General features: G+C 40.3%; 19 protein-coding genes. All 19 read left to right on the forward strand.

Going from position 1 to position 22,541, the window contains the following annotated elements; translation table 11 throughout:
• Positions 1–453 precede the first annotated feature (453 nt).
• The 19 genes from rpsB to tilS all read left to right on the forward strand — a co-directional run bounded on the left by rpsB (position 454) and on the right by tilS (position 22,510).
• A complete protein-coding gene (rpsB, locus tag JEP40_RS09480; protein WP_198623360.1) occupies positions 454–1,179 on the forward strand; it encodes a 30S ribosomal protein S2 in 726 nt (241 codons plus the stop codon).
• 135 nt (positions 1,180–1,314) lie between these two features.
• Positions 1,315–2,166 (forward strand): translation elongation factor Ts, encoded by an 852-nt coding sequence (gene tsf, locus JEP40_RS09485; protein ID WP_109409066.1) that lies wholly within the window; start codon positions 1,315–1,317, stop codon positions 2,164–2,166.
• A gap of 136 nt (positions 2,167–2,302) precedes the next feature.
• On the forward strand, positions 2,303–3,031 hold the full coding sequence (gene pyrH, locus JEP40_RS09490) for a UMP kinase (protein ID WP_198623361.1): 729 nt from the start codon (positions 2,303–2,305) through the stop codon (positions 3,029–3,031).
• A gap of 112 nt (positions 3,032–3,143) precedes the next feature.
• The gene (frr, locus tag JEP40_RS09495) at positions 3,144–3,701 is read left to right on the forward strand and encodes a ribosome recycling factor (RefSeq protein ID WP_072070010.1); all 558 of its coding nucleotides are present in this window, start codon (positions 3,144–3,146) and stop codon (positions 3,699–3,701) included.
• Positions 3,702–3,892: 191 nt separating this feature from the next.
• Complete coding sequence (gene ispC / locus JEP40_RS09500) at positions 3,893–5,086, forward strand: 1-deoxy-D-xylulose-5-phosphate reductoisomerase (protein ID WP_198623362.1); 1,194 nt, start codon at positions 3,893–3,895, stop codon at positions 5,084–5,086.
• Positions 5,087–5,369: 283 nt separating this feature from the next.
• A complete protein-coding gene (gene uppS / locus JEP40_RS09505; protein WP_232799229.1) occupies positions 5,370–6,071 on the forward strand; it encodes a polyprenyl diphosphate synthase in 702 nt (233 codons plus the stop codon).
• A gap of 1 nt (position 6,072) precedes the next feature.
• Positions 6,073–6,936, forward strand: coding sequence for a phosphatidate cytidylyltransferase (gene cdsA / locus JEP40_RS09510; protein WP_198623364.1), 864 nt, complete (start codon positions 6,073–6,075; stop codon positions 6,934–6,936).
• A 9-nt stretch (positions 6,937–6,945) separates the two neighbouring features.
• Positions 6,946–8,298, forward strand: coding sequence for a sigma E protease regulator RseP (gene rseP / locus JEP40_RS09515; protein ID WP_198623365.1), 1,353 nt, complete (start codon positions 6,946–6,948; stop codon positions 8,296–8,298).
• Positions 8,299–8,337: 39 nt separating this feature from the next.
• A complete protein-coding gene (gene bamA / locus JEP40_RS09520) occupies positions 8,338–10,731 on the forward strand; it encodes an outer membrane protein assembly factor BamA (protein ID WP_198623366.1) in 2,394 nt (797 codons plus the stop codon).
• 92 nt (positions 10,732–10,823) lie between these two features.
• On the forward strand, positions 10,824–11,321 hold the full coding sequence (locus JEP40_RS09525) for an OmpH family outer membrane protein (RefSeq protein WP_198623367.1): 498 nt from the start codon (positions 10,824–10,826) through the stop codon (positions 11,319–11,321).
• A 3-nt stretch (positions 11,322–11,324) separates the two neighbouring features.
• Positions 11,325–12,353 (forward strand): UDP-3-O-(3-hydroxymyristoyl)glucosamine N-acyltransferase, encoded by a 1,029-nt coding sequence (gene lpxD / locus JEP40_RS09530; RefSeq protein WP_198623368.1) that lies wholly within the window; start codon positions 11,325–11,327, stop codon positions 12,351–12,353.
• Positions 12,354–12,477: 124 nt separating this feature from the next.
• Positions 12,478–12,930 carry a 3-hydroxyacyl-ACP dehydratase FabZ gene (fabZ, locus tag JEP40_RS09535; protein ID WP_006535887.1) on the forward strand — a complete coding sequence of 151 codons (453 nt, stop codon included), beginning with the start codon at positions 12,478–12,480 and terminating at the stop codon, positions 12,928–12,930.
• A 3-nt stretch (positions 12,931–12,933) separates the two neighbouring features.
• Positions 12,934–13,737, forward strand: a complete 804-nt coding sequence (lpxA, locus tag JEP40_RS09540) for an acyl-ACP--UDP-N-acetylglucosamine O-acyltransferase (protein WP_198623369.1) — start codon at positions 12,934–12,936, stop codon at positions 13,735–13,737.
• Between the two features lie 7 nt (positions 13,738–13,744).
• Complete coding sequence (lpxB, locus tag JEP40_RS09545) at positions 13,745–14,917, forward strand: lipid-A-disaccharide synthase (protein ID WP_198623370.1); 1,173 nt, start codon at positions 13,745–13,747, stop codon at positions 14,915–14,917.
• A complete protein-coding gene (gene rnhB / locus JEP40_RS09550) occupies positions 14,917–15,507 on the forward strand; it encodes a ribonuclease HII (RefSeq protein WP_198623371.1) in 591 nt (196 codons plus the stop codon). The genes lpxB and rnhB overlap by 1 nt, the downstream gene beginning before the upstream one ends.
• Positions 15,508–15,528: 21 nt before the next feature.
• Complete coding sequence (dnaE, locus tag JEP40_RS09555) at positions 15,529–19,011, forward strand: DNA polymerase III subunit alpha (RefSeq protein WP_198623372.1); 3,483 nt, start codon at positions 15,529–15,531, stop codon at positions 19,009–19,011.
• 12 nt (positions 19,012–19,023) lie between these two features.
• Entirely contained in the window at positions 19,024–19,983 is a 960-nt protein-coding gene (gene accA, locus JEP40_RS09560; protein ID WP_198623373.1) for an acetyl-CoA carboxylase carboxyl transferase subunit alpha, read from the forward strand.
• A 242-nt stretch (positions 19,984–20,225) separates the two neighbouring features.
• Positions 20,226–20,969: an SDR family NAD(P)-dependent oxidoreductase gene (locus JEP40_RS09565; protein WP_198623382.1), complete on the forward strand. Its 744-nt coding sequence runs from the start codon at positions 20,226–20,228 to the stop codon at positions 20,967–20,969.
• Positions 20,970–21,181: 212 nt separating this feature from the next.
• Positions 21,182–22,510 (forward strand): tRNA lysidine(34) synthetase TilS, encoded by a 1,329-nt coding sequence (tilS, locus tag JEP40_RS09570; RefSeq protein WP_198623374.1) that lies wholly within the window; start codon positions 21,182–21,184, stop codon positions 22,508–22,510.
• Positions 22,511–22,541: the final 31 nt, after the last annotated feature.

A 22,541-nucleotide genomic window follows, 5' to 3' on the forward strand; every position in this document is an offset into this window, starting at 1 on the left:
CAATAAAGAGGATGTGTGTAATCTGTCTGATATCGAGAATAATCACGAACATTACGCCTTCTGGATCCGATTGTCTTTACATATTGCGCTTTTCTCTTTGGTGTTTTTTATAGTGATTTGATATTAGAGTAATATTCACAGCAACCGCTTCAATAATCTCTTTTTTCTCTGCTTAATATCTCCCGTTTTATGTCAAATACGCCGTTATCAAACACAAGTAATAGTGGTTTCTTAAGGTTATTTATGGTATAAAGCGCGCCGGAGTTCTGTTATTGCATCACATCTAGGGTAGTAACAGTAAATCTGAACATTCAATTGTGTTAATTACACACACAAATCGGCACATAACGCCGGGGTGCTCTTATGTAAAGGTCAAACCTTTACAGCTGATGAGTCGGTCGTATGGGATTTGTGGACGAAATAACCCCAAATTTAAATTTATAGAGGTCTAAAATGGCAACTGTTTCAATGCGCGATATGCTGCAAGCCGGTGTTCACTTCGGTCACCAAACTCGTTACTGGAATCCAAAAATGAAACCTTTCATCTTTGGTGCGCGTAACAAAGTTCATATCATTAACTTGGAAAAAACTGTTCCAATGTTCAATGAAGCTCTGGTTGAACTGAACAAAATTGCTTCTCGTAAAGGCAAAATCCTGTTTGTTGGTACTAAGCGCTCTGCCGTTGAAGCTGTTAAAGAAGCAGCAGAAAGCTGTGACCAGTTTTTTGTAAACCACCGCTGGTTAGGCGGTATGCTGACTAACTGGAAAACTGTTCGTCAGTCAATCAAACGCCTGAAAGATTTAGAATCTCAGTCTCAGGACGGTACTTTTGACAAACTGACCAAGAAAGAAGCGTTAATGCGTTCTCGTGAACTTGGTAAGTTAGAAAACAGCCTGGGTGGTATCAAAGACATGGGCGGTTTACCTGACGCTCTGTTTGTTATCGATGCTGAACACGAACACATTGCTATCAAAGAAGCAAACAACCTGGGTATCCCAGTATTTGCTATCGTTGATACTAACTCTGATCCAGATGGTATCGATTTCATTATCCCTGGTAATGACGATGCAATCCGTGCGATTAAATTATATTTGACCGCTGCAGCTACATCTGTTCGTGAAGGTCGTTCTCAAGATCTGGCTGTTCAGGCTGAAGAAGGCTTAGTCGAAGCTGAATAATAAGGCATGCTCGTAAGAGCCCTTATTTAACCAGGTATTGCTATATATTGGTTAGGGGGCCTCAAAAGGCCCCCTTTACACATCTGCTATGAGAACATCTGTGGCAAGTCCATAGAAAAGTCGAGGAAGAAACAAATGTCTGGAATTACCGCTGCATTGGTAAAAGAACTGCGTGAACGTACTGGCGCAGGCATGATGGAATGTAAAAAAGCGCTGGTTGAAGCTAATGGTGATATTGAATTAGCAATCGACAACATGCGTAAATCAGGTCAAGCAAAAGCGGCTAAAAAAGCAGGCCGTGTTGCTGCTGAAGGTATCATCCTTGCAGAAGTTGCAGCTGATGGTAAATTCGGTGCGCTGGTTGAACTGAACTGTGAAACAGACTTCGTTGCTAAAGATGCTGGTTTCATCGCTTTCGGTAAAGAAGTTATGGCTACTGTATTAGCAGACAAAACTGATGATATCGAAGCTCTGAAAGCTAAGTTCGAAGAAGCACGTACTGCATTAGTTGCTAAAATTGGTGAAAACATCAATATTCGTCGTGTTGCTGTATTAGAAGCCGAAGAATTAGGTACTTACCTGCACGGTGCTCGTATCGGTGTTTTAGTTTCAGCTAAAGGCGCTAACGAAGAACTGATCAAACACATTGCTATGCACGTAGCTGCAAGCAAACCAGAATATGTTCGTCCTGAAGATGTTCCTGCTGACGTTGTTGAGCATGAGCACCAAATTCAGATGGATATCGCAATGCAATCAGGTAAACCACGCGAAATCGCAGAAAAAATGGTTATTGGTCGCATGAACAAATTCACCGGTGAGATTTCTCTGACTGGTCAGCACTTCGTAATGGAACCAAGTAAAACTGTTGGTGAGTTGCTGAAAGAAAACAATGCTGATGTTATCAACTTCGTTCGTTTCGAAGTAGGTGAAGGTATTGAGAAAGTTGAAGCTGATTTCGCAGCAGAAGTTGCTGCAATGAGCAAATAATAACGCTTAGCGTTAACAGAGCCGCCTAATGGCGGTTCTGTTTTGTTTTAATCTCCACTGACCGTTTGCTTTTTTTTGTTAAAAAGAGAAGCTATCTAAAACCTCCAATTAACTAATCTGCTTAGGACAGAACACCATGGCAACCAATGCAAAACCCGTATATCAGCGAATTTTACTAAAGCTGAGTGGCGAAGCTCTACAAGGCGCGGAAGGTTTCGGTATCGATGCGAGTGTACTTGATCGCATGGCTCAAGAAATCAAAGAACTCGTTGAATTGGGTATACAAGTCGGTGTCGTAATTGGCGGTGGTAACTTGTTCCGTGGCGCAGGTCTTGCGGCGGCAGGTATGAACCGTGTTGTGGGTGACCACATGGGAATGCTCGCGACAGTAATGAATGGTTTAGCAATGCGTGATGCATTGCATCGTGCTTATGTTAATGCACGTCTTATGTCAGCATTTCCACTAAATGGTGTCTGTGATAACTACAGTTGGGCGGAAGCAATTAGCTTATTACGCCATGGTCGAGTCGTTATTTTCTCGGCTGGTACAGGCAATCCATTCTTTACTACCGATTCAGCTGCGTGTTTACGCGGTATTGAAATTGAAGCTGACGTTGTATTAAAAGCAACGAAAGTGGACGGTGTTTATTCAGCCGATCCAACCAAAGATCCTGATGCAGTACTTTATGAGCAACTGACCTATCAGGATGTATTAGAACGTGAATTGAAAGTCATGGATCTTGCTGCATTCACATTAGCCCGAGATCATAATTTACCTATCCGCGTATTCAATATGAATAAACCGGGTGCATTACGTCGGGTTGTAATGGGTGAAAGTGAAGGAACTTTGATTTCTCACGCTTAATACACAGAGACAACGGTATAATTTGGCGTTAACATCAAGAGTACGCCAATTCATTTATGTCGATATAGTTTTATATCGACTGGAAGATAACCAGTTCCCAAGGGTTTATAACGTGATTAATGAAATCAAAAAAGATGCTCAAGAACGCATGGATAAAAGCGTTGAAGCACTAAAAAGCCAGATTAATAAAGTTCGTACTGGTCGTGCGTCTCCTAGCCTTTTAGATGGTATTGTAGTGGAATACTACGGAGCGCCAACCCCATTAAACCAAGTTGCTAACGTTGTTGCAGAAGATGGTCGTACACTGGCAATTACGGTTTTCGACCGTACTTTAGCTCCAGCTGTTGAAAAAGCGATTATGGCATCAGATTTAGGTTTAAATCCTTCATCTGCTGGTACGATTATTCGTGTTCCACTGCCACCATTAACAGAAGAACGTCGTAAAGACTTAATTAAAGTTGTCCGTGGTGATGCAGAGCAAGGCCGTGTTTCTGTTCGTAATATCCGTCGTGATGCTAACGATAAAGTAAAAGCATTACTGAAAGATAAAGAAATCAGCGAAGATGATGAACGCCGTTCTCAAGATGACATTCAGAAATTAACTGATATGTTCATTAAAAAAATTGATGAAGCATTAGCGCTGAAAGAAGCAGAGTTAATGGAATTCTAATTTTATATCTTTTTTTGATAATGCCGCTTTTAGCGGCATTATTTTTGGTTATTTATTTGAAATTTCGTGCTTAATACCTTCTTTTTGTCACATTATTTATTAAAGTTTTCATCTTTCTCCCTCATTTACCTTGTCATACTGATATAATTCTCTTTAATTAAAACGTTGTAGACATACTGATTGATTAATAAATGAAACAAATAACTATATTAGGCTCAACAGGGTCTATCGGAACGAGCACACTTTCCGTTATTGAAAATAATCCTGGTGAGTATCAGGTTCTTGCCCTAGTTGCAGGAAAAAATGCAAATAAAATGGCGCAACAATGTGTCACTTTTCAACCTAAATATGCTGTGATGTCTGATGAACAAAGCGCAAATCAGCTTAAACAGTTACTCGCAAGTACATCCTGTAAAACAGAGATCTTATCAGGCTCCCATGCAATTAATGAGATAGCGGCACTTGATGAAGCTGATCAAGTTATGTCTGCGATAACTGGTGTTGCCGGACTAAAACCAACACTTGCAGCCATAGAAAAAGGTAAAAGAATTTTATTAGCCAACAAAGAATCACTGATAACCAGTGGTCGTCTTTTCTTTGATGCGGTGGCTAAGTATGGTGCAACAATATTGCCGATTGATAGTGAACATAACGCGATTTATCAAAGTTTACCTAAAGCTATCCAAGAAAATTTAGGCCATGCTTCTTTAGCTGATGAAGGTGTGACCAGTATTTTACTAACGGGTTCAGGTGGACCTTTTCGTTATACACCGTTAGAAGAACTTGAGGCAATGACGCCTGACCAAGCTTGTGCACATCCAAATTGGTCGATGGGACGTAAAATCTCAGTTGATTCAGCAACAATGATGAATAAAGGGTTGGAATATATAGAAGCTCGCTATTTCTTTAATGCTTCAGAAGAAGAAATGGAAGTAATTATTCATCCTCAATCTGTTATTCACTCAATGGTACGCTACCGTGATGGCAGTATTATTGCTCAAATTGGTGAACCAGATATGAGAACACCAATTGCATACTCAATGGCTTATCCTCATCGTACTCAATCTGGTGCAAAAGCATTAGATTTTTTTGAGATTCAATCGCTAGAGTTTATTCGTCCAGATTACCAACGTTACCCTTGTTTAGCACTTGCCATTGAAGCATCCAAGCGTGGGCAAGCAGCAACAACAGTATTAAATGCGGCTAATGAAGTCGTTGTTGATGCTTTTTTACACGAAAAAGTGAAGTTTACTGATATTGCTAAAATTAATCGCAAAGTTGTTGAACATTTTGACCTCTCAGAGCCTCAAAGTATTAATGATGTTCTAGAAATTGATAAATTAGCCAGATTAGAAACTCATCAGATAATCACTCAATTTGTATAATGGTGATTATATTTAATATAGGGTGTTTGTTCGTCTTTCTGGCTAATGGTATAGTTGCCGAATCACTAAAGACAATAATGAAAATTAACAGTTCATTACTAAAGCTACTGCTTTAGCAACTTTGAGGCTTTGCCAAAGGCCGTGGGTGACACGGTTTTTTTTTGTGCATGGGTTATCCGAAGAGGACTGTCTGTATCAGTATCAGATTAGCAAAGGGTTAAATTGAGTGAACTTATCCAGTGACGATTCATCCGCATCAAAACCAAAGCATGTTGCTATCATTATGGATGGCAATGGACGCTGGGCTAAAAAGCAAGGGAAACTCCGAGTAACGGGGCATCGCGCGGGAATTAAAGCAGTTCGGGATGCGGTTAGCTTTTCCGTAAAACACAAAATTGAATCACTAACGTTATACGCATTTAGTAGCGAAAACTGGAATAGGCCTGAGCAAGAAGTCAGCTCTCTCATGGAATTATTTGTCTTTGCCTTAGACAACGAAGTGAAAAGCCTACATAAACACAATGTTAAACTTACGGTTATTGGCGATATCAGTCGCTTTAGCCGTCGTCTACAAGACAGAATTAAAAATTCTATTGCACTAACTGCGAATAATACAGGGCTTAATTTAAATATTGCTGCTAATTACGGTGGGCGATGGGATATTACTCAAAGCGTAAAACAATTAGCGACCTCTCTCTCAAAAGGAGAAATTAATCTCGAAGATATTAATGAAAACACCATATCTTCACATCTTTGCTTGCATAATCAACCTGGTGTCGATCTTGTGATCCGTACAGGTGGTGAGCATCGCATAAGTAATTTTCTTATTTGGCAGATAGCTTATGCTGAGCTTTATTTTACACAGGTTTTATGGCCTGATTTTGATGAACAAGTTTTTCAGAATGCACTAGATGCTTTTGCTAAACGGGAAAGACGTTTCGGTGGTACTACATCAGAAACAGATACTATAAATCTGGGAGGATAACTTGCTTAAGTATCGTGTCATCACCGCATTAATTTTAATCCCTATTGTTATTGCAGCATTATTTCTACTGCCTCCGGCAGCTTTTGGGTTAGTGATTATTGCAATATCAGGCTTAGCAGGTTGGGAATGGGCGCAATTTATTGGCTGGCATTCTCAAGGTAAACGTATTGCAACAGGGATAGGTTTTGCTGCATTGTTATTAATTATGCAGTTATCTTTACCCAATTTTGACCACCTACTCGACACTCCAATGATTAAAAATGGTTTGTGGGCTGGTTTAATTTGGTGGGTAGCCGCAATTTTATTAGTTGTAAGTTATCCTAATTCAGCCAATATGTGGAAAAATTCAGTTTTTATTAAGCTATTGTTCGGTATATTGACGATTGTTCCTTTTTATTGTGGCATGATGGCATTGCGCATGTTGGGGTATAGCACTGACACTTATACAGGCGCATGGTGGTTATTGTATGTCATGATATTAGTTTGGGCTGCTGACTCTGGTGCTTATGCATTTGGACGCTTAATGGGTAAACATAAAATGGCTCCTAAAGTGTCTCCAGGCAAAACTCTTGAGGGGCTAGTTGGTGGATTAATTACTGCCGGTGTGGCTTCATGGTTATTTACTCATTTCGCACCAGTAATTGAAGTTCCCAATAATTTATTATTAATATCAGGTGTTGTTGTCATTGTATCGGTATTTGGTGATCTGGCTGAAAGTATGTTTAAACGTGTTTCAGGCATAAAAGACAGTAGCCAATTAATACCTGGGCATGGTGGTGTGCTTGATAGAATTGATAGTTTGACTGCGGCTATCCCAGTTTTTGCAGGATTGGTCTTCCTGATTTCTTCTGGCTTTAAACTATAAAGGTAAGTAATGGGTATCCTGTGGAATCTTGCCGCATTTATTATCGTTTTAGGTATTTTGATTACGGTACATGAGTTTGGGCATTTTTGGGTAGCTAGGCGTTGTGGGATCTACGTTGAGCGTTTTTCTATCGGTTTCGGAAAAGCTATTTGGCGAAAGGTAGATAAACACGGCACTGAGTTTGTTATCGCATGGATACCTTTGGGTGGCTATGTAAAAATGTTAGATGAACGTGTTGGTGAGGTTCCACCTGAACGCCGTCATCTAGCATTTAATAATAAAACGGTAGGGCAACGAGCCGCCGTTGTTGCAGCAGGACCTATTGCCAACTTCTTGTTAGCAATCGTCGCCTATTGGATTGTTTTTATGATAGGTGTTCCTGCATTAAAACCTGTAATTGCAGACATTCGTCCGAATTCTATCGCAGAACAAGCAAAATTAACGCCTGGAATGGAACTAAAATCCGTTGCAGGTATCGAAACGCCTGATCAGAATTCAGTTCGTTTAGCATTAGTCAGTAAAATTGGTGCCAAAGAGGTTTCATTCGTTGTATCAGATCCAAATTCTCTCTCTGAGAGTGAGAATATACTGAATTTACAGCAGTGGAATTTTGATCCTGAAAAACAAGATCCCATCTTATCTTTAGGGATTATGCCTGTTGGCGCGCGATTAGACTCGAAAATTGTTGAAGTAACGGTAGGCTCTGCTGCTGAAAAAGCAGGTTTACAGGCAGGGGATCGTATCGTTACAGTTGATGGTCAGCCAATTGATACATGGCATCCATTTACTTATTTTGTTCGACAAAGCCCAAATAAAACATTGGCGCTTCTTGTTGAACGCAATGGCTCGTCATTGGAATTAACGATTACACCGACAGCTATTGCACTGAAAGACGGTACTGAGGTAGGGCAAGTTGGTGCGCAATTACAAGTATTACCTCCTGATGAGCAATACTTGATAATGCAACAATACAACCCATTTTCAGCACTGTATGAAGCTTCTGATAAAACATGGCAGTTGATGGGTTTAACTGTCAAAATGATTGGCAAGTTAGTGGTTGGTGACGTCAAATTAACTAACCTTAGTGGACCTGTTTCTATCGCGAAAGGCGCAGGAATGTCTGCTGATTCTGGGTTTGTTTATTATTTGATGTTTATGGCGCTTATTAGTGTCAATCTGGGGATCATTAACTTGTTTCCCCTGCCTGTCTTAGATGGCGGGCACCTGCTTTTCCTGGTTATCGAAAAGATAAAGGGAGGGCCGGTATCTGAGCGTGTACAAGATTTCTGTTATCGTATTGGTATTATGGCACTGATGCTTTTAATGGGACTTGCACTTTTCAATGATTTCTCTCGCTTATAATTGGTAAGCAGGGACCGGTTAGGAAAACACAAAACAACGATGGCGATGAAAAAGTTGCTTATAGCGTCGCTGCTGCTGGGCAGCGCCACTGCATACGGTTCAGACGGATTCGTAGTTCAGGACATTCAATTTGAAGGTCTTCAACGCGTCGCCGTTGGTGCAGCATTACTGAACATGCCTGTCCGGGTTGGAGACTCGGTTAGCAATGATGATATCAGTCGAACAATCCGTTCGTTATTTGCGACAGGAAACTTTGATGATGTCCGTGTTCTACGTGACGGAAGTACACTGATTGTTCAAGTAAAAGAGCGTCCAACAATTGCCAGCATTACTTTTTCTGGTAACAAAGCAATCAAAGAAGATATGCTAAAACAGAATCTTGAGGCTTCTAATATTCGTATCGGCGAGACACTCGACCGTACAATGTTAGCGAATATCGAAAAAGGGCTCGAAGATTTCTATTATAGTGTTGGTAAATATAATGCAACTGTAAAAGTGGTTGTTACACCTCTTCCTCGTAACCGTGTTGACTTAAAACTCGTGTTTGCAGAAGGTGTATCAGCAACAATTCAGCAAATCAACATTGTTGGTAATAAAGCGTTTTCTACTGCTGAGCTCGTTAACCGCTTCCAATTACGTGACGATGTGCCTTGGTGGAACTTAGCCGCTGATGAAAAATATCAGAAACAAAAACTAGCGGGTGACTTAGAAACATTAAGAAGTTTCTATCTCGATCGTGGTTATGCGCGTTTTGATATTGAATCAACTAATGTCAGCTTAACGCCAGACAAAAAAGGGATTTACATTACCATTAACCTGAAAGAAGGTGATAAATACACGGTAGAAAATACCGAAATCAATGGTAATACGGCGGGCTATACCAAAGATATTGAAGAGCTTATCCAAATTGCTCCTGGTTCTCTTTATAATGGCGCACAAGTGACTAAAACAGAAAATGATATTAAAAATCTGTTAGGTCGTTATGGATATGCTTATCCTCGTGTTATGACTAACCCTGAAATTAATGATGAAAATAAAACCGTTAAACTGCATGTAAACGTAGATGCAGGAAACCGTTTTTATGTTCGTCAAGTACGTTTCGCAGGTAATGACATCACGAAAGACTCTGTTTTACGCCGTGAAATGCGTCAAATGGAAGGTGCATGGTTAGGTAGCGATTTAGTTGAACAAGGTAAAGAGCGTTTAAATCGTTTAGGGTATTTCGAAACGGTTGAAACAGAAACGCAACGTATTCCGGGTTCACCTGATCAGGTTGATATTGTTTATCGCGTAAAAGAGCGTAACACAGGTTCTCTTAACTTCGGTGTCGGTTTTGGTACTGAAAGTGGTGTGAGTTTCCAAGTGGGTGTTACCCAAGATAACTGGTTAGGTACAGGTAACGCAGTTGCTATTAATGCGAGTAAAAATGACTACTCTACTTACGCTGAATTGTCTGTTACTGACCCGTATTTTACCGTTAATGGTGTAAGTTTAGGTGGTCGTATTTTCTATAACGACTTCCGTGCGAATGACGCTGATTTATCAGGTTATACCAATAAATCTTATGGTGTTGATGGAACTTTAGGCTTCCCAATTAATGAATATAACTCAGCCCGTCTTGGCTTAGGCTATACTCATAATGGTCTGTCACGTATGGAACCTCAGGTTGCCATGTGGCGTTACCTAGAAAGTATGGGGGAAAACCCTGGCTTTGATAAGCGTGAATCCTTTAATGCTGACGACTATACTGTTAGTCTGGGGTGGACCTTTAATAACTTAAACCGTGGTTTCTTCCCAACTTCGGGTGTGAGAAGTAACTTAAGTGGGCGTGTGACTGTACCTGGCTCTGACAACAAGTACTACAAAGTGACTTGGGACGGTATGGCTTATTACCCAATTGATGAGAAAGAATCTTGGGTAACCCTATTTAAAGGTCGTTTAGGCTACGGTGATGGTTTAGGTGGTAAAGAATTACCATTCTATGAAAACTTCTATGCTGGTGGTTCTGGCACCGTTCGTGGTTTCCGTTCAAATAATATCGGTCCTAAAGCGATTTATCTTGATGCAAATGGTAAGCCAAAACCAGGTGAACCATCGAGTGATGCAATCGGTGGTAATGCAATGGCCGTAGCAAGTTTTGAGCTGATCACACCAACCCCATTTGTAGATGATAAATATTCATCTTCGGTCAGAACGTCGGTATTTGTTGATGCGGGTACAGTGTGGGATACCAATTGGAGCAGTACAAACTCTACTTGGACTGCCGGTATGCCTGACTATAGCCGTGCAAGTGATATACGTGTTTCAACTGGTGTTGCGTTACAATGGTTATCACCTTTAGGTCCGTTAGTATTCTCTTATGCTAAACCAATAAAAGATTACGAAGGCGATAAATCAGAGCAATTCCAATTTAATATTGGTAGAACGTGGTAGCGATGTAAGTAAGGTTGATGTCTGATTCACTTTGTTGAAAAAGGCATCCGATTTCTGACAAAAAATTATTTTTGGTTTTAAGGAGTTTAATCGTGAAAAAATTGTTGTGTGCCGCTGCCCTAGGAATGGCATTGACCATGTCAGCAGGTGTTCAAGCCGCAGATAAAGTGGGTGTTGTGAACATCGGTCAAGTTCTCCAACAAATTCCTAACCGTGATGCGGTAGAGAAACAATTGGAAAATGAATTCAAATCACGTGATACTGAATTGCAAAACTTAGGTAAAGCATTACAGACCGCTGTTGAAAAATATCAAAAAGATGCACCAACCATGAATGCAACACAACGTGCAAATACAGAGAAAGATCTGGTTGCTAAACGTGAAACATATGCACAAAAAGCACAAGCTTTTGAGCAAGACTTTAGCCGTCGTCAAGCTGAAGAACGTAATAAAATCATGAAACGTGTATTAGATGCAGTTGACGCAGTAGCGAAGAAAGAAGGTTATGATGTGATTTTAGATGCTAACACTGTACCTTATTTCGCAGACGGTAAAGATATTACTGCTCAGGTTCAAAAACAGGTTAAATAATAGATGTTTTCAATTCGATTAGCTGATCTTGCTCAGCAATTGAATGCACAGTTACACGGCGATGGTGATATCACTATCGCCGGTCTTGCTTCAATGAGCCTAGCAAATAGCGAACAAATTACATTTCTTTCTGATAGTCGCTATCGTGAGAAATTAACTGAATGCCAAGCAGCTGCTGTTGTATTAACAGAAGCTGATCTCCCATTCTGCCCGGTTGCCGCACTTGTGGTAAAAAATCCATATATTGCCTATGCCCAAATGGCGCAGATTATGGATACAACCCCACAACCAGCTCAAGATATTCACCCAAGCGCTGTGATTTCTCCTGATGCTAAGTTAGGGCAAAATGTATCAGTGGGTGCAAATGCCGTTATCGAATCAGATGTTGTCCTCGGTGACAATGTTGTGATCGGTGCAGGTTGTTTTGTTGGTAAAAAAACGCATATCGGCGATAATAGCCGTTTATGGGCAAATGTATCTATTTATCATGAAGTTATTATTGGTAAAGATTGCTTAGTTCAATCAGGAACAGTTATTGGCTCTGATGGTTTTGGCTATGCCAATGAACGTGGTAATTGGATCAAAATTCCACAATTAGGTTCCGTTGTTATTGGCGATCGTGTCGAAATCGGTGCATGCACGACGATTGACCGAGGCGCATTAGATAACACAGTTATCGGTAATGGTGTTATCATTGATAACCAGTGCCAAATCGCACATAACGTCATTATTGGTGACAATACCGCTGTTGCGGGGGGCGTCATCATGGCGGGTAGCCTGAAAATAGGTCGCTACTGTATGATTGGTGGAGCAAGTGTTATCAATGGTCATATGGAAATCTGTGATAAAGTAACGGTAACAGGAATGGGTATGGTAATGCGTCCTATCACTGAGCCGGGGGTTTATTCTTCAGGTATTCCGCTACAACCGAACAAAGCATGGCGTAAAACAGCAGCACTTGTGTTGCGAATTGATGAAATGCAAAAAAGACTTAAGTCGCTTGAACGTCAAGTAGAAAGTAGCGACAAGTAACAAAGTACGTCATCGATGGTTGTTACCTATTTTGCGACCTGCGGGTTAACTCACTTTTTTGAGTAACAGCAGGTCGTGTTATTATTAATTAGACGCAGTTTTATTAGACAGGAAGAGTATTGCAATGAGTGAGAATCATACTCTGCAAATCGAAGAAATTTTAGATTTACTTCCACACCGTTACCCATTCTTATTGGTTGATCGTGTCCTTGATTTTGAAGAAAAGAAATTTCTAAGAGCAGTAAAAAATGTATCTTTTAATGAGCCTTTCTTTCAAGGTCACTTCCCAGGAAAACCTATTTTCCCAGGCGTATTGATCCTAGAAGCCATGGCACAAGCAACGGGTATTTTAGCGTTCAAAAGTGTAGGAAAGCTGGAACCTGGTGAGCTCTACTATTTTGCTGCTATTGATGGTGCTCGCTTTAAACGTCCTGTCTTACCAGGGGATCAAATGATCCTAGAAGTTGAATTCATTAAAGAACGCCGTGGTGTTGCTCGCTTTAAAGGCGTCGCTAAAGTTGATGGGGAAATTGCCTGCGAAGCTGAAATGATGTGTGCTCGCCGCCGTGAGGTCTAGCCTATGATAGATAAATCCGCAGTCATTCACCCTTCCTCAATTATTGAAGAGGGTGCGGTAATTGGTGCTAATGTTCGCATTGGCCCTTTTTGCGTTATTGGTGCAAACGTTGAAATTGGTGAAGGTACTGATATCAAATCTCACGTTGTTATCAATGGGCATACGCGTATTGGTCGAGAAAATCAGATTTACCAATTTGCTTCTATTGGTGAAGCTAATCAGGATCTGAAATATCGTGGTGAACCAACACAAGTTATTATTGGTGATCGTAACCTTATTCGTGAAAGTGTGACTATCCATCGAGGAACAACCCAAGGTGGCAATATCACAAAAATTGGCAATGACAACTTACTGATGATTAATACGCATGTCGCACATGATTGTATTATTGGTGATCGCTGTATTATTGCTAATAACGGAACACTCGGTGGCCACGTCACTTTAGGTGATTTTGTGATTATCGGTGGTATGAGTGCGGTTCATCAGTTTTGTCAAATTGGCTCTCACGTTATGGTGGGCGGATGTTCAGGTGTGGCACAAGATGTTCCTCCTTTTGTTATTGCACAAGGAAACCACGCAACCCCTTATGGGCTGAATATTGAAGGATTAAAACGCCGAGGTTTTGCTAAAGAAGATCTTCATGCAATTCGTAATGCTTATAAAGTTCTTTACCGTAATGGTAAAACACTGGAAGAAGCTCGTGAAGAAATTAGACAACTGGTTGCAGATAATAATAATCCGTATGTTAAGTTGTTCAGTGATTTTCTGGAAAACTCAGCAAAATCTAACCGTGGCATCATTCGCTAATTAGGATATGACCTTGTCAGGCCAATTATCTACTGTTCAGCGTCCGTTAGTTATCGGCTTAGTCGCTGGTGAAACGTCGGGTGATATCTTGGGCGCGGGATTAATCCGCGCTCTAAAACAAATGCATCCCAATATCCGTTTTGTCGGTGTTGCAGGGCCTCTTATGCAAGCTGAAGGTTGTGAAGCTTGGTATGAGATGGAAGAGCTTGCCGTTATGGGGATCGTTGAAGTTCTCGAACGCTTACCTAGATTATTAAAGATCAGAAAAGATCTCACTCAACGATTTTCAGCATTAAAGCCGGATGTCTTTGTGGGAATTGACGCGCCTGATTTTAATATCACACTTGAAGGTCGTTTGAAGCAAAAAGGGATCAAAACTATTCATTATGTCAGTCCATCTGTGTGGGCTTGGCGTCAAAAACGTGTTTTCAAAATTGGTAAAGCGACAGATCTTGTCTTAGCTTTCCTGCCTTTTGAAAAAGCGTTTTACGATAAATATCAGGTTCCTTGCCGTTTTATTGGACATACAATGGCGGATGCAATCGCCTTAAATCCAGATAAAAAATCGGCTCGTAAACATCTAGGAATACCTGATGATGTCTCTTGCTTAGCGCTCCTTCCTGGTAGTCGTCATGCTGAAGTTGAGATGCTGAGCGCTGATTTTATAAAAACAGCACAGTTACTAAAACAACAAATACCAACGCTTCATATTGTTGTGCCTCTGGTGAATACTAAACGACGTGTTCAATTCGAGCAGATCCATCAAGATATCGCTCCTGAACTTGACATTCAATTGCTTGATGGACAGGCTCGAGAAGCGATGACAGCCAGTGATGCAACCTTATTAGCATCAGGTACAGCAGCATTAGAATGTATGCTGACGAAGTGTCCCATGGTTGTTGGATATCGTATGAAACCTTTTACTTTTTGGTTAGCAAAAAAATTAGTGAAAACACCTTATGTTTCATTACCTAATTTATTAGCTGGTCGAGAAATAATCAAAGAGTTATTACAAGAAGAGTGTGAGCCGAGGGCGTTAGCGGAACAACTTTTACCTCTTTTAATGGATGAAGAAAAAGTACATCAATTAAAAGAAATATTTTTACAACTTCATAGTGCTATTCGTTGTAATGCGGATGAGCAAGCAGCAAATGCAGTATTAGAATTGGCAGAGAAATAATGGAATTTGTATATCCAAAAGCAAATCTTATTGCTGGAGTTGATGAAGTCGGCCGGGGACCTCTGGTTGGTGCTGTAGTGACGGCCGCTGTTATTCTTGATCCGGCAAACCCGATTGAAGGATTAACAGACTCTAAAAAACTAACAGAAAAAAAGCGTAATGCCCTGTATGACGAAATAAAAGAAAAAGCATTATGTTGGGCAATCGGTCGTGCAGAGCCTGAAGAAATTGATGAGTTAAATATTCTTTGGGCTACGATGAAAGCCATGGAACGCGCAGTTGCAGGATTATCTATTACTCCTGATATGGTTTTGATTGACGGTAATCGTTGCCCTAAATTGCCAATGGCTTCTCAAGCAGTCATAAAAGGTGATAGCTTAGTCCAAGAAATCAGCGCAGCATCTATTCTTGCTAAAGTCACTCGTGATAGAGAAATGGAAGAGTTAGATAAGCTCTACCCTGATTATGGTTTTGCTAAACATAAAGGGTATCCAACTGTTGTCCATATGGAAAAACTGGCCTTATTAGGGGCTACCCCCTATCATCGAAAAAGTTTTGCGCCTGTAAAACGAGCATTAAATTTAAAGTAATCCACAGAGTAATTAAATATTATGGCAGATCCTCGTTTTATCCATCTTAGGGTACACAGCGATTATTCAATGATCGATGGATTGGCAAAAACAGGGCCTCTTGTGAAGAAAGTGGCTTCGCTGGGAATGCCTGCTTTTGCGATTACTGATTTCACTAACTTGTGTGGGTTAGTGAAATTTTATGGTGCTGCACATAGTGCAGGCATTAAACCTATCATTGGTGCCGATGTTTACCTAGAAACAGAATTATTAGGTGATGAATATGCTCACCTTACTATTCTTGCCCGCAATAATGTAGGTTATCAAAACCTTACCTTACTGATTTCTGAAGCTTACAAGCATGGTTATGGTGCCGCAGGGCCGATTATTAAACAAGAGTGGCTAACAACTTATAAAGAAGGACTCTTGTTGCTTTCGGGTGGCAGAATGGGCGATGTAGGTAAGTTTTTGCTTCGTGGAAATCGTGCCTTAGTTGATCAATGTCTTGAGTATTATCAAACTCACTTTCCTGATAGTTATTATTTAGAACTTATTCGAACAGGTCGCCCTGACGAAGAGAGCTATTTGCATGAAGCTGTAGCTCTTGCTTCTGAAAAAGGCTTACCGGTTGTTGCAACGAATGATGTCTGTTTTCTTGATAGTGATGATTTTGATGCACATGAAATTCGCGTTGCAATCCATGATGGGTTTACACTCTCAGATCCCAAGCGCCCAAAAAATTATAGTCCTCAGCAATATATGCGCACAGAAGAAGAGATGTGTGAATTATTTGCTGATATCCCTGAAGCATTAGAAAACAGCGTTGAAATTGCCAAACGTTGTAATGTTACCATTCGTTTAGGGGAGTACTTTCTTCCTCAATTCCCAACAGGGGATATGAGTACTGAAGATTTCCTCGTTAAAAAATCTCAAGAAGGTTTAGAAGAACGTTTAGCTTTTCTGTTTCCAGATCCCGAAGAACGACAAAAAAGACGGCCTGAATACGATGAACGTCTTGATATAGAGTTAAAAGTAATCAACCAGATGGGATTCCCTGGTTACTTCCTTATCGTGATGGAGTTTATTCAGTGGTCTAAAGACAACGGTGTTCCTGTGGGGCCGGGACGAGGTTCTGGTGCAGGATCATTAGTCGCTTACTCACTCAAAATCACTGACCTTGATCCTCTGGAATTTGATTTACTTTTTGAACGTTTTCTTAACCCTGAACGTGTATCAATGCCTGACTTTGACGTCGATTTCTGTATGGAAAAACGCGATAGAGTGATTGATCACGTTGCAGATATGTATGGTCGTGATGCGGTATCTCAGATCATTACATTTGGTACGATGGCGGCAAAAGCAGTTATTCGAGATGTTGGACGTGTTTTAGGACACCCTTACGGTTTTGTTGATAGAATTTCGAAGCTTGTACCCCCTGATCCTGGGATGACGCTAGAAAAAGCATTTGCAGCAGAACCGCAATTACCTGAAATTTATGAAGCCGATGAAGAGGTTAAATCTCTTATTGATATGGCTCGTAAATTAGAAGGGGTGACTCGTAATGCTGGTAAACATGCTGGTGGTGTCGTTATATCACCAACGAAAATTACCGATTTTGCACCGCTTTATTGTGATGCTGAAGGAAATAACCCAGTTACACAATTTGATAAGAATGACGTTGAATATGCAGGTCTTGTTAAATTCGACTTCTTGGGGTTAAGAACACTCACTATCATTAACTGGGCATTAGAGATGATTAATGCCCGACGTGAAAAAAAATCACTTGAACCTATTGATATCTCTGCGATCCCATTAACAGATCAGCGTAGTTTCGATATGTTGCAGCGTTCTGAAACGACCGCGGTATTTCAGTTAGAATCTCGAGGCATGAAAGATCTTATCAAGCGTCTACGCCCTGACTGCTTTGAAGATATGATTGCGTTAGTGGCCTTATTTCGTCCGGGACCATTGCAATCCGGTATGGTGGATAACTTCATTGATCGTAAACACGGCGTTGAAGAGATCTCTTACCCTGATGTTAAATGGCAACATGAGAGCTTGCAGCCTGTTTTAGAACCTACCTATGGCGTTATCTTATATCAAGAACAAGTTATGCAAATAGCGCAGGTTCTTGCGGGATATACATTGGGTGGCGCAGATATGTTACGACGCGCAATGGGTAAGAAAAAACCTGAGGAGATGGCAAAGCAACGTTCTGTATTTGAAGAAGGGGCTATCAAAAACGGTGTAGATGGCGAACTTGCCATGCGTATCTTTGACTTAGTGGAGAAATTTGCTGGTTATGGATTTAATAAATCGCACTCAGCCGCTTATGCTTTAGTTTCTTATCAAACGTTATGGCTAAAAGCCCACTATCCTGCTGAATTTATGGCTGCTGTAATGACGGCCGATATGGATAATACAGAAAAAGTGGTGGGATTGGTTGATGAATGTTGGAGAATGGGATTAAAAGTTCTTCCTCCTGATATTAATAGTGGTTTATATCATTTTCACGTAAATGATGAAGGTGAAATCGTTTACGGTATTGGTGCGATTAAAGGAGTGGGTGAAGGCCCGATTGAGGCAATTGTAGAAGCGCGCCAGCAAGGCGGTCACTTTAAAGATATTTTTGATCTCTGTGCTAGAACAGAAACGAAAAAATTGAATCGCCGAGTGATGGAAAAACTGATAATGTCAGGCGCATTCGATAAGCTAGGGCCTCATCGTGCTGCTTTGATGTCTTCATTAGAGGATGCACTAAAAGCTGCAGACCAACATGCTAAAGCTGAAGCAATAGGGCAATCGGACATGTTCGGTGTGTTAGCTGAAGCTCCTGAACAAGTTGAGCGTTCTTATGCCAATATACCTAAATGGCCGGAACAAGTCGTTTTAGAAGGTGAGCGAGAGACATTAGGTTTATATTTAACAGGTCATCCGATCACACGTTATTTAAAAGAAATTGAACGATATGCAGCAGGAACGCGTCTAAAAGATTTAGTACCAACGCCACGCGGTCAAATGGTGAAAGTCGCGGGCTTAGTGCTCGCTTCTAAAGTATTTACGACAAAACGAGGAAATCGAATTGGCGTGTGTACCTTAGATGATCGTTCAGGCCGCTTAGAAATTATGTTATTTTCTGATGCATTGGATAAATACCAACATTTATTAGAACAAGACAAGATTTTAATTGCTACCGGGCAGGTCAGCTTTGATGATTTCAATGGTGGGCTTAAAATGACAGTCCGCGAACTTATGGATATTAACGAAGCCCGTGAAAAATATGCACGAGGACTTGCTATCTCGTTATCAGACAGGCAAATTAATGAGCAATTATTAAATCGTCTTCGCGGCGTTTTAGAACCTCATCGTTCAGGCACGATACCGGTTCATCTTTATTTTGAAAAGCATGATGCCTGCGCACGCTTACGATTTGGTGCGACTTGGCGCGTAACGCCAACAGATATGCTTTTAACGGATCTGCGAACTCTGCTGGGTAATGAGCAGGTAGAATTAGAATTTGACTAAAATAGGAATGTTATGAGTCTTAATTTTCTGGATTTTGAACAGCCAATTGCCGAGTTAGAAGCGAAAATTGATTCGCTAACCGCAGTTAGCCAACATGATGAAAAAATTGATATTAATATCGATGAAGAAGTTTCACGCTTAAGAGAAAAAAGCCTAGAGCTAACGCGTAAGATTTTTTCTGATCTTGGTGCATGGCAAGTTGCACAACTTGCACGTCATCCATTAAGACCTTACACACTGGATTATATTCATCGTATCTTTACTGATTTCCAAGAATTAGCAGGTGACCGTGCTTATGCTGATGATAAAGCGATTGTAGGTGGCATTGCGCGTTTAGATGGCCGTCCTGTTATGGTTATTGGTCATCAAAAAGGGCGTGAAACAAAAGAGAAAATCCGCCGTAACTTCGGTATGCCAGCACCAGAAGGCTATCGCAAAGCGCTTCGTTTAATGGAAATGGCACAACGTTTTAATCTTCCTATTATCACTTTTATTGATACTCCAGGTGCTTATCCAGGCGTTGGTGCAGAAGAACGTGGCCAATCAGAAGCGATTGCACGTAACTTACGTGAAATGTCGCGTTTTGGTGTACCAATCATCTGTACTGTCATTGGTGAAGGTGGTTCTGGTGGTGCATTAGCTATTGGCGTAGGTGACAAAGTGAATATGTTGCAATACAGCACTTATTCCGTTATTTCACCGGAAGGTTGTGCTTCTATTCTTTGGAAAAGCGCAGACAAAGCACCATTAGCAGCAGAAGCAATGGGAATTACAGCAAACCGCTTAAAAGAGCTCAAACTGATTGATAATGTTATTCCTGAGCCTTTAGGTGGCGCTCATCGTCACTATGACGAAATTGCGGCTTCATTAAAAGCACAAATCCAATCTGATTTAAAAGAATTAGATGCATTTGATTCAGAAGAGCTGACTAATCGCCGTTACCAACGTTTAATGGAATACGGCTACTGCTGATATCATAATATTTGAATAAATTCTGATGAGCCTCATGTTGATTACATGAGGTTTTTTTTTACTTAACCATTTAAAACTATCTCTATCGAAATAATTATAATCTGTGATACTAACTATAATGTATTATATATCAATATGTTAACTCGGTCTCAAAACTAATATAAATTCACTTTTTCACTAAAAGAATAATAAGTCATATCTATCATTTTATAGGGCAATTAATCTTTAATGAGGATAAAGTGATGATATCTTTTAGTGGCAAAGTGGGGATTATTACAGGTGGTAATAGCGGTATTGGTTTAGCCTCTGCGGAAAAATTTTTATCATTAGGTGCATCTGTTGTTATTACTGGTAGTAATTTAGCGCGAGGACAAAAAGCAGAAAAACACCTAAAAGAAAAAGGATATGCCAGTGAGTTTGTACAAATGGATGTGGCGAGTGAAAAGGAAAATAAACAACTTATTGATTATGTTGTAAATAAGTATGGACGAATGGATTTTGTATTTGCTAATGCGGGTGTTTTAACAGATAACATTGCTGATAAATTAGAGTATGAAAAATGGAAGGGTGTTTTAGATGTTAATCTAAATGGACTCTTTTTGATTAATCGAGCAGCAATTCAATATTGGCTAAAAAACAAAATGTCAGGCGCAATTGTTAATTGTAGTTCAATTTGTTCTTTTGTCGGGCAGCACGAATTTCCTGCTTATTGTGCATCAAAAGGCGGAGTCAAATTACTGACACAAACACTTGCTATTGATTATGCAAACAAAGGTATTCGTGTTAATGCAGTTTGCCCTGGTTATATTGATACACCTTTACTGGATGGTCGTAAATTAGATAAACAAAAGTTAGCGACATTACATCCTATTGGGCGTCTCGGTACACCAGAGGAAGTGGCTAATGTTGTCGCATTTTTGGCTAGTGACGCAGCTTCGTTTGTCACAGGGGCTTCTTATTTGGTTGATGGCGGTTTTACAGCTTAATTCTGTTTTCAATAGAAAGCAGAATAATGGTTATTCTGCTTTTTACTTCTTTAATTTCTTTATAACTTCATATTTGCCTTATTTCTATTTCTCTTGTTGTTTGCATAATAGAGTTACATTTTGTTTTATTTATAGGAATATTTTGTACTCGTGCAAAATCAGCGAGAAAAGCTTAACATAATCACCTGCATTCACTGATAAATGATAAAGCGATGAAACAGGAATACGGCTCACTTCTTAAAGAAATCAAACAGCACATTGATCCTCACATCAAAATATTGGTGGGCTTTAGTGGCGGAGTAGATTCCACCGTTTTATTACAGGGGCTTGTACGTTTACGTGATGAATTCCAATTACCTTTAGAATTAACGGCTATCTACATTCATCATGGATTAAATATCAAAGCAGATGATTGGCTTACTCATTGTGAACAATGCTGTCAGCAATGGCAGGTAAAATTCATTAGTGAAAAAGTTCGTGTCAATCCTAAAGATGGAGGGCTTGAGAATGGTGCTAGAGAAGCTCGTTATCAAGCTTTTCGTCAGAATTTACAACCACAACAAGTGTTAGTTACGGCTCAACATCAAGATGATCAAGCTGAAACTTTTTTACTGGCGTTAAAGCGAGGTAGTGGCCCCTCAGGGCTTTCCTCAATGCCAGCTAAAATGGTATTTGAGCATAGCTATTTGCTTCGACCATTACTTAATATTACTCGTGAAGAAATTGAATCTTATGCTACTGAGCAAGGGCTAACGTGGATTGAAGACGATAGTAACCAAGACGACAGCTATGATCGCAATTTTTTACGTTTACGAGTTATGCCATTATTAACGCAACGTTGGCCTCATTTTTCACAAGCGGTGACTCGTAGTGCGGCACTGTGTGGTGAACAAGAAGCCTTATTGGATGAGCTGTTGAAGTCAGAACTTAATGCTTTAATGGATAGCGAGCAAAGTTTAGATATCAAGCAACTTGCTCTTTGTAGTGCGATAAAGCGTAATGCGTTATTGAGGCGTTGGTTTGCTCAACATAATAAAACCATGCCCTCTAGACAACAAATTTTACGATTATGGCAGGAGGTTGCTTTAGCTAAAGCCGATGCGGAACCTAAGTTACAATTTTATCAAGACGAAGTGAGACGTTATAAACAACGGCTTTATCTCGTACCAATGATTGATGATCCTGTTAATAAAATCATTGAATGGCCACTTACTCAATCACTGTCTTTACCTAGTGGATTAGGGGTTTTATCACTAACAACTGAAACAGGAAAAAATACTGTTAGAGCACCTTCAAAAGATGAAAAAGTCACTGTTCGTTTTGGCCTGACACAAGCGTCTTTACGTATTGTTGGACGAGAACATGCTCGGCATAGTAAAAAGATTTGGCAAGAGCTTGATGTTGCACCTTGGCGTAGAACACGAATTCCTTTGATTTATTATAATGATACGTTAATTGCCGCTATTGATACATTTGTTACTTTTGAGGGAAAAGCAATATCAGAACATGTGATTACTATTGAGTGGCGAGAGGTTCATTAATGAACAACCGCCAGTTGGCGGCTGTTCCTTA

It is taken from the genome of Proteus vulgaris, from assembly GCF_016239305.1.
Taxonomy (GTDB): Bacteria; Pseudomonadota; Gammaproteobacteria; order Enterobacterales; family Enterobacteriaceae; genus Proteus; species Proteus vulgaris_C.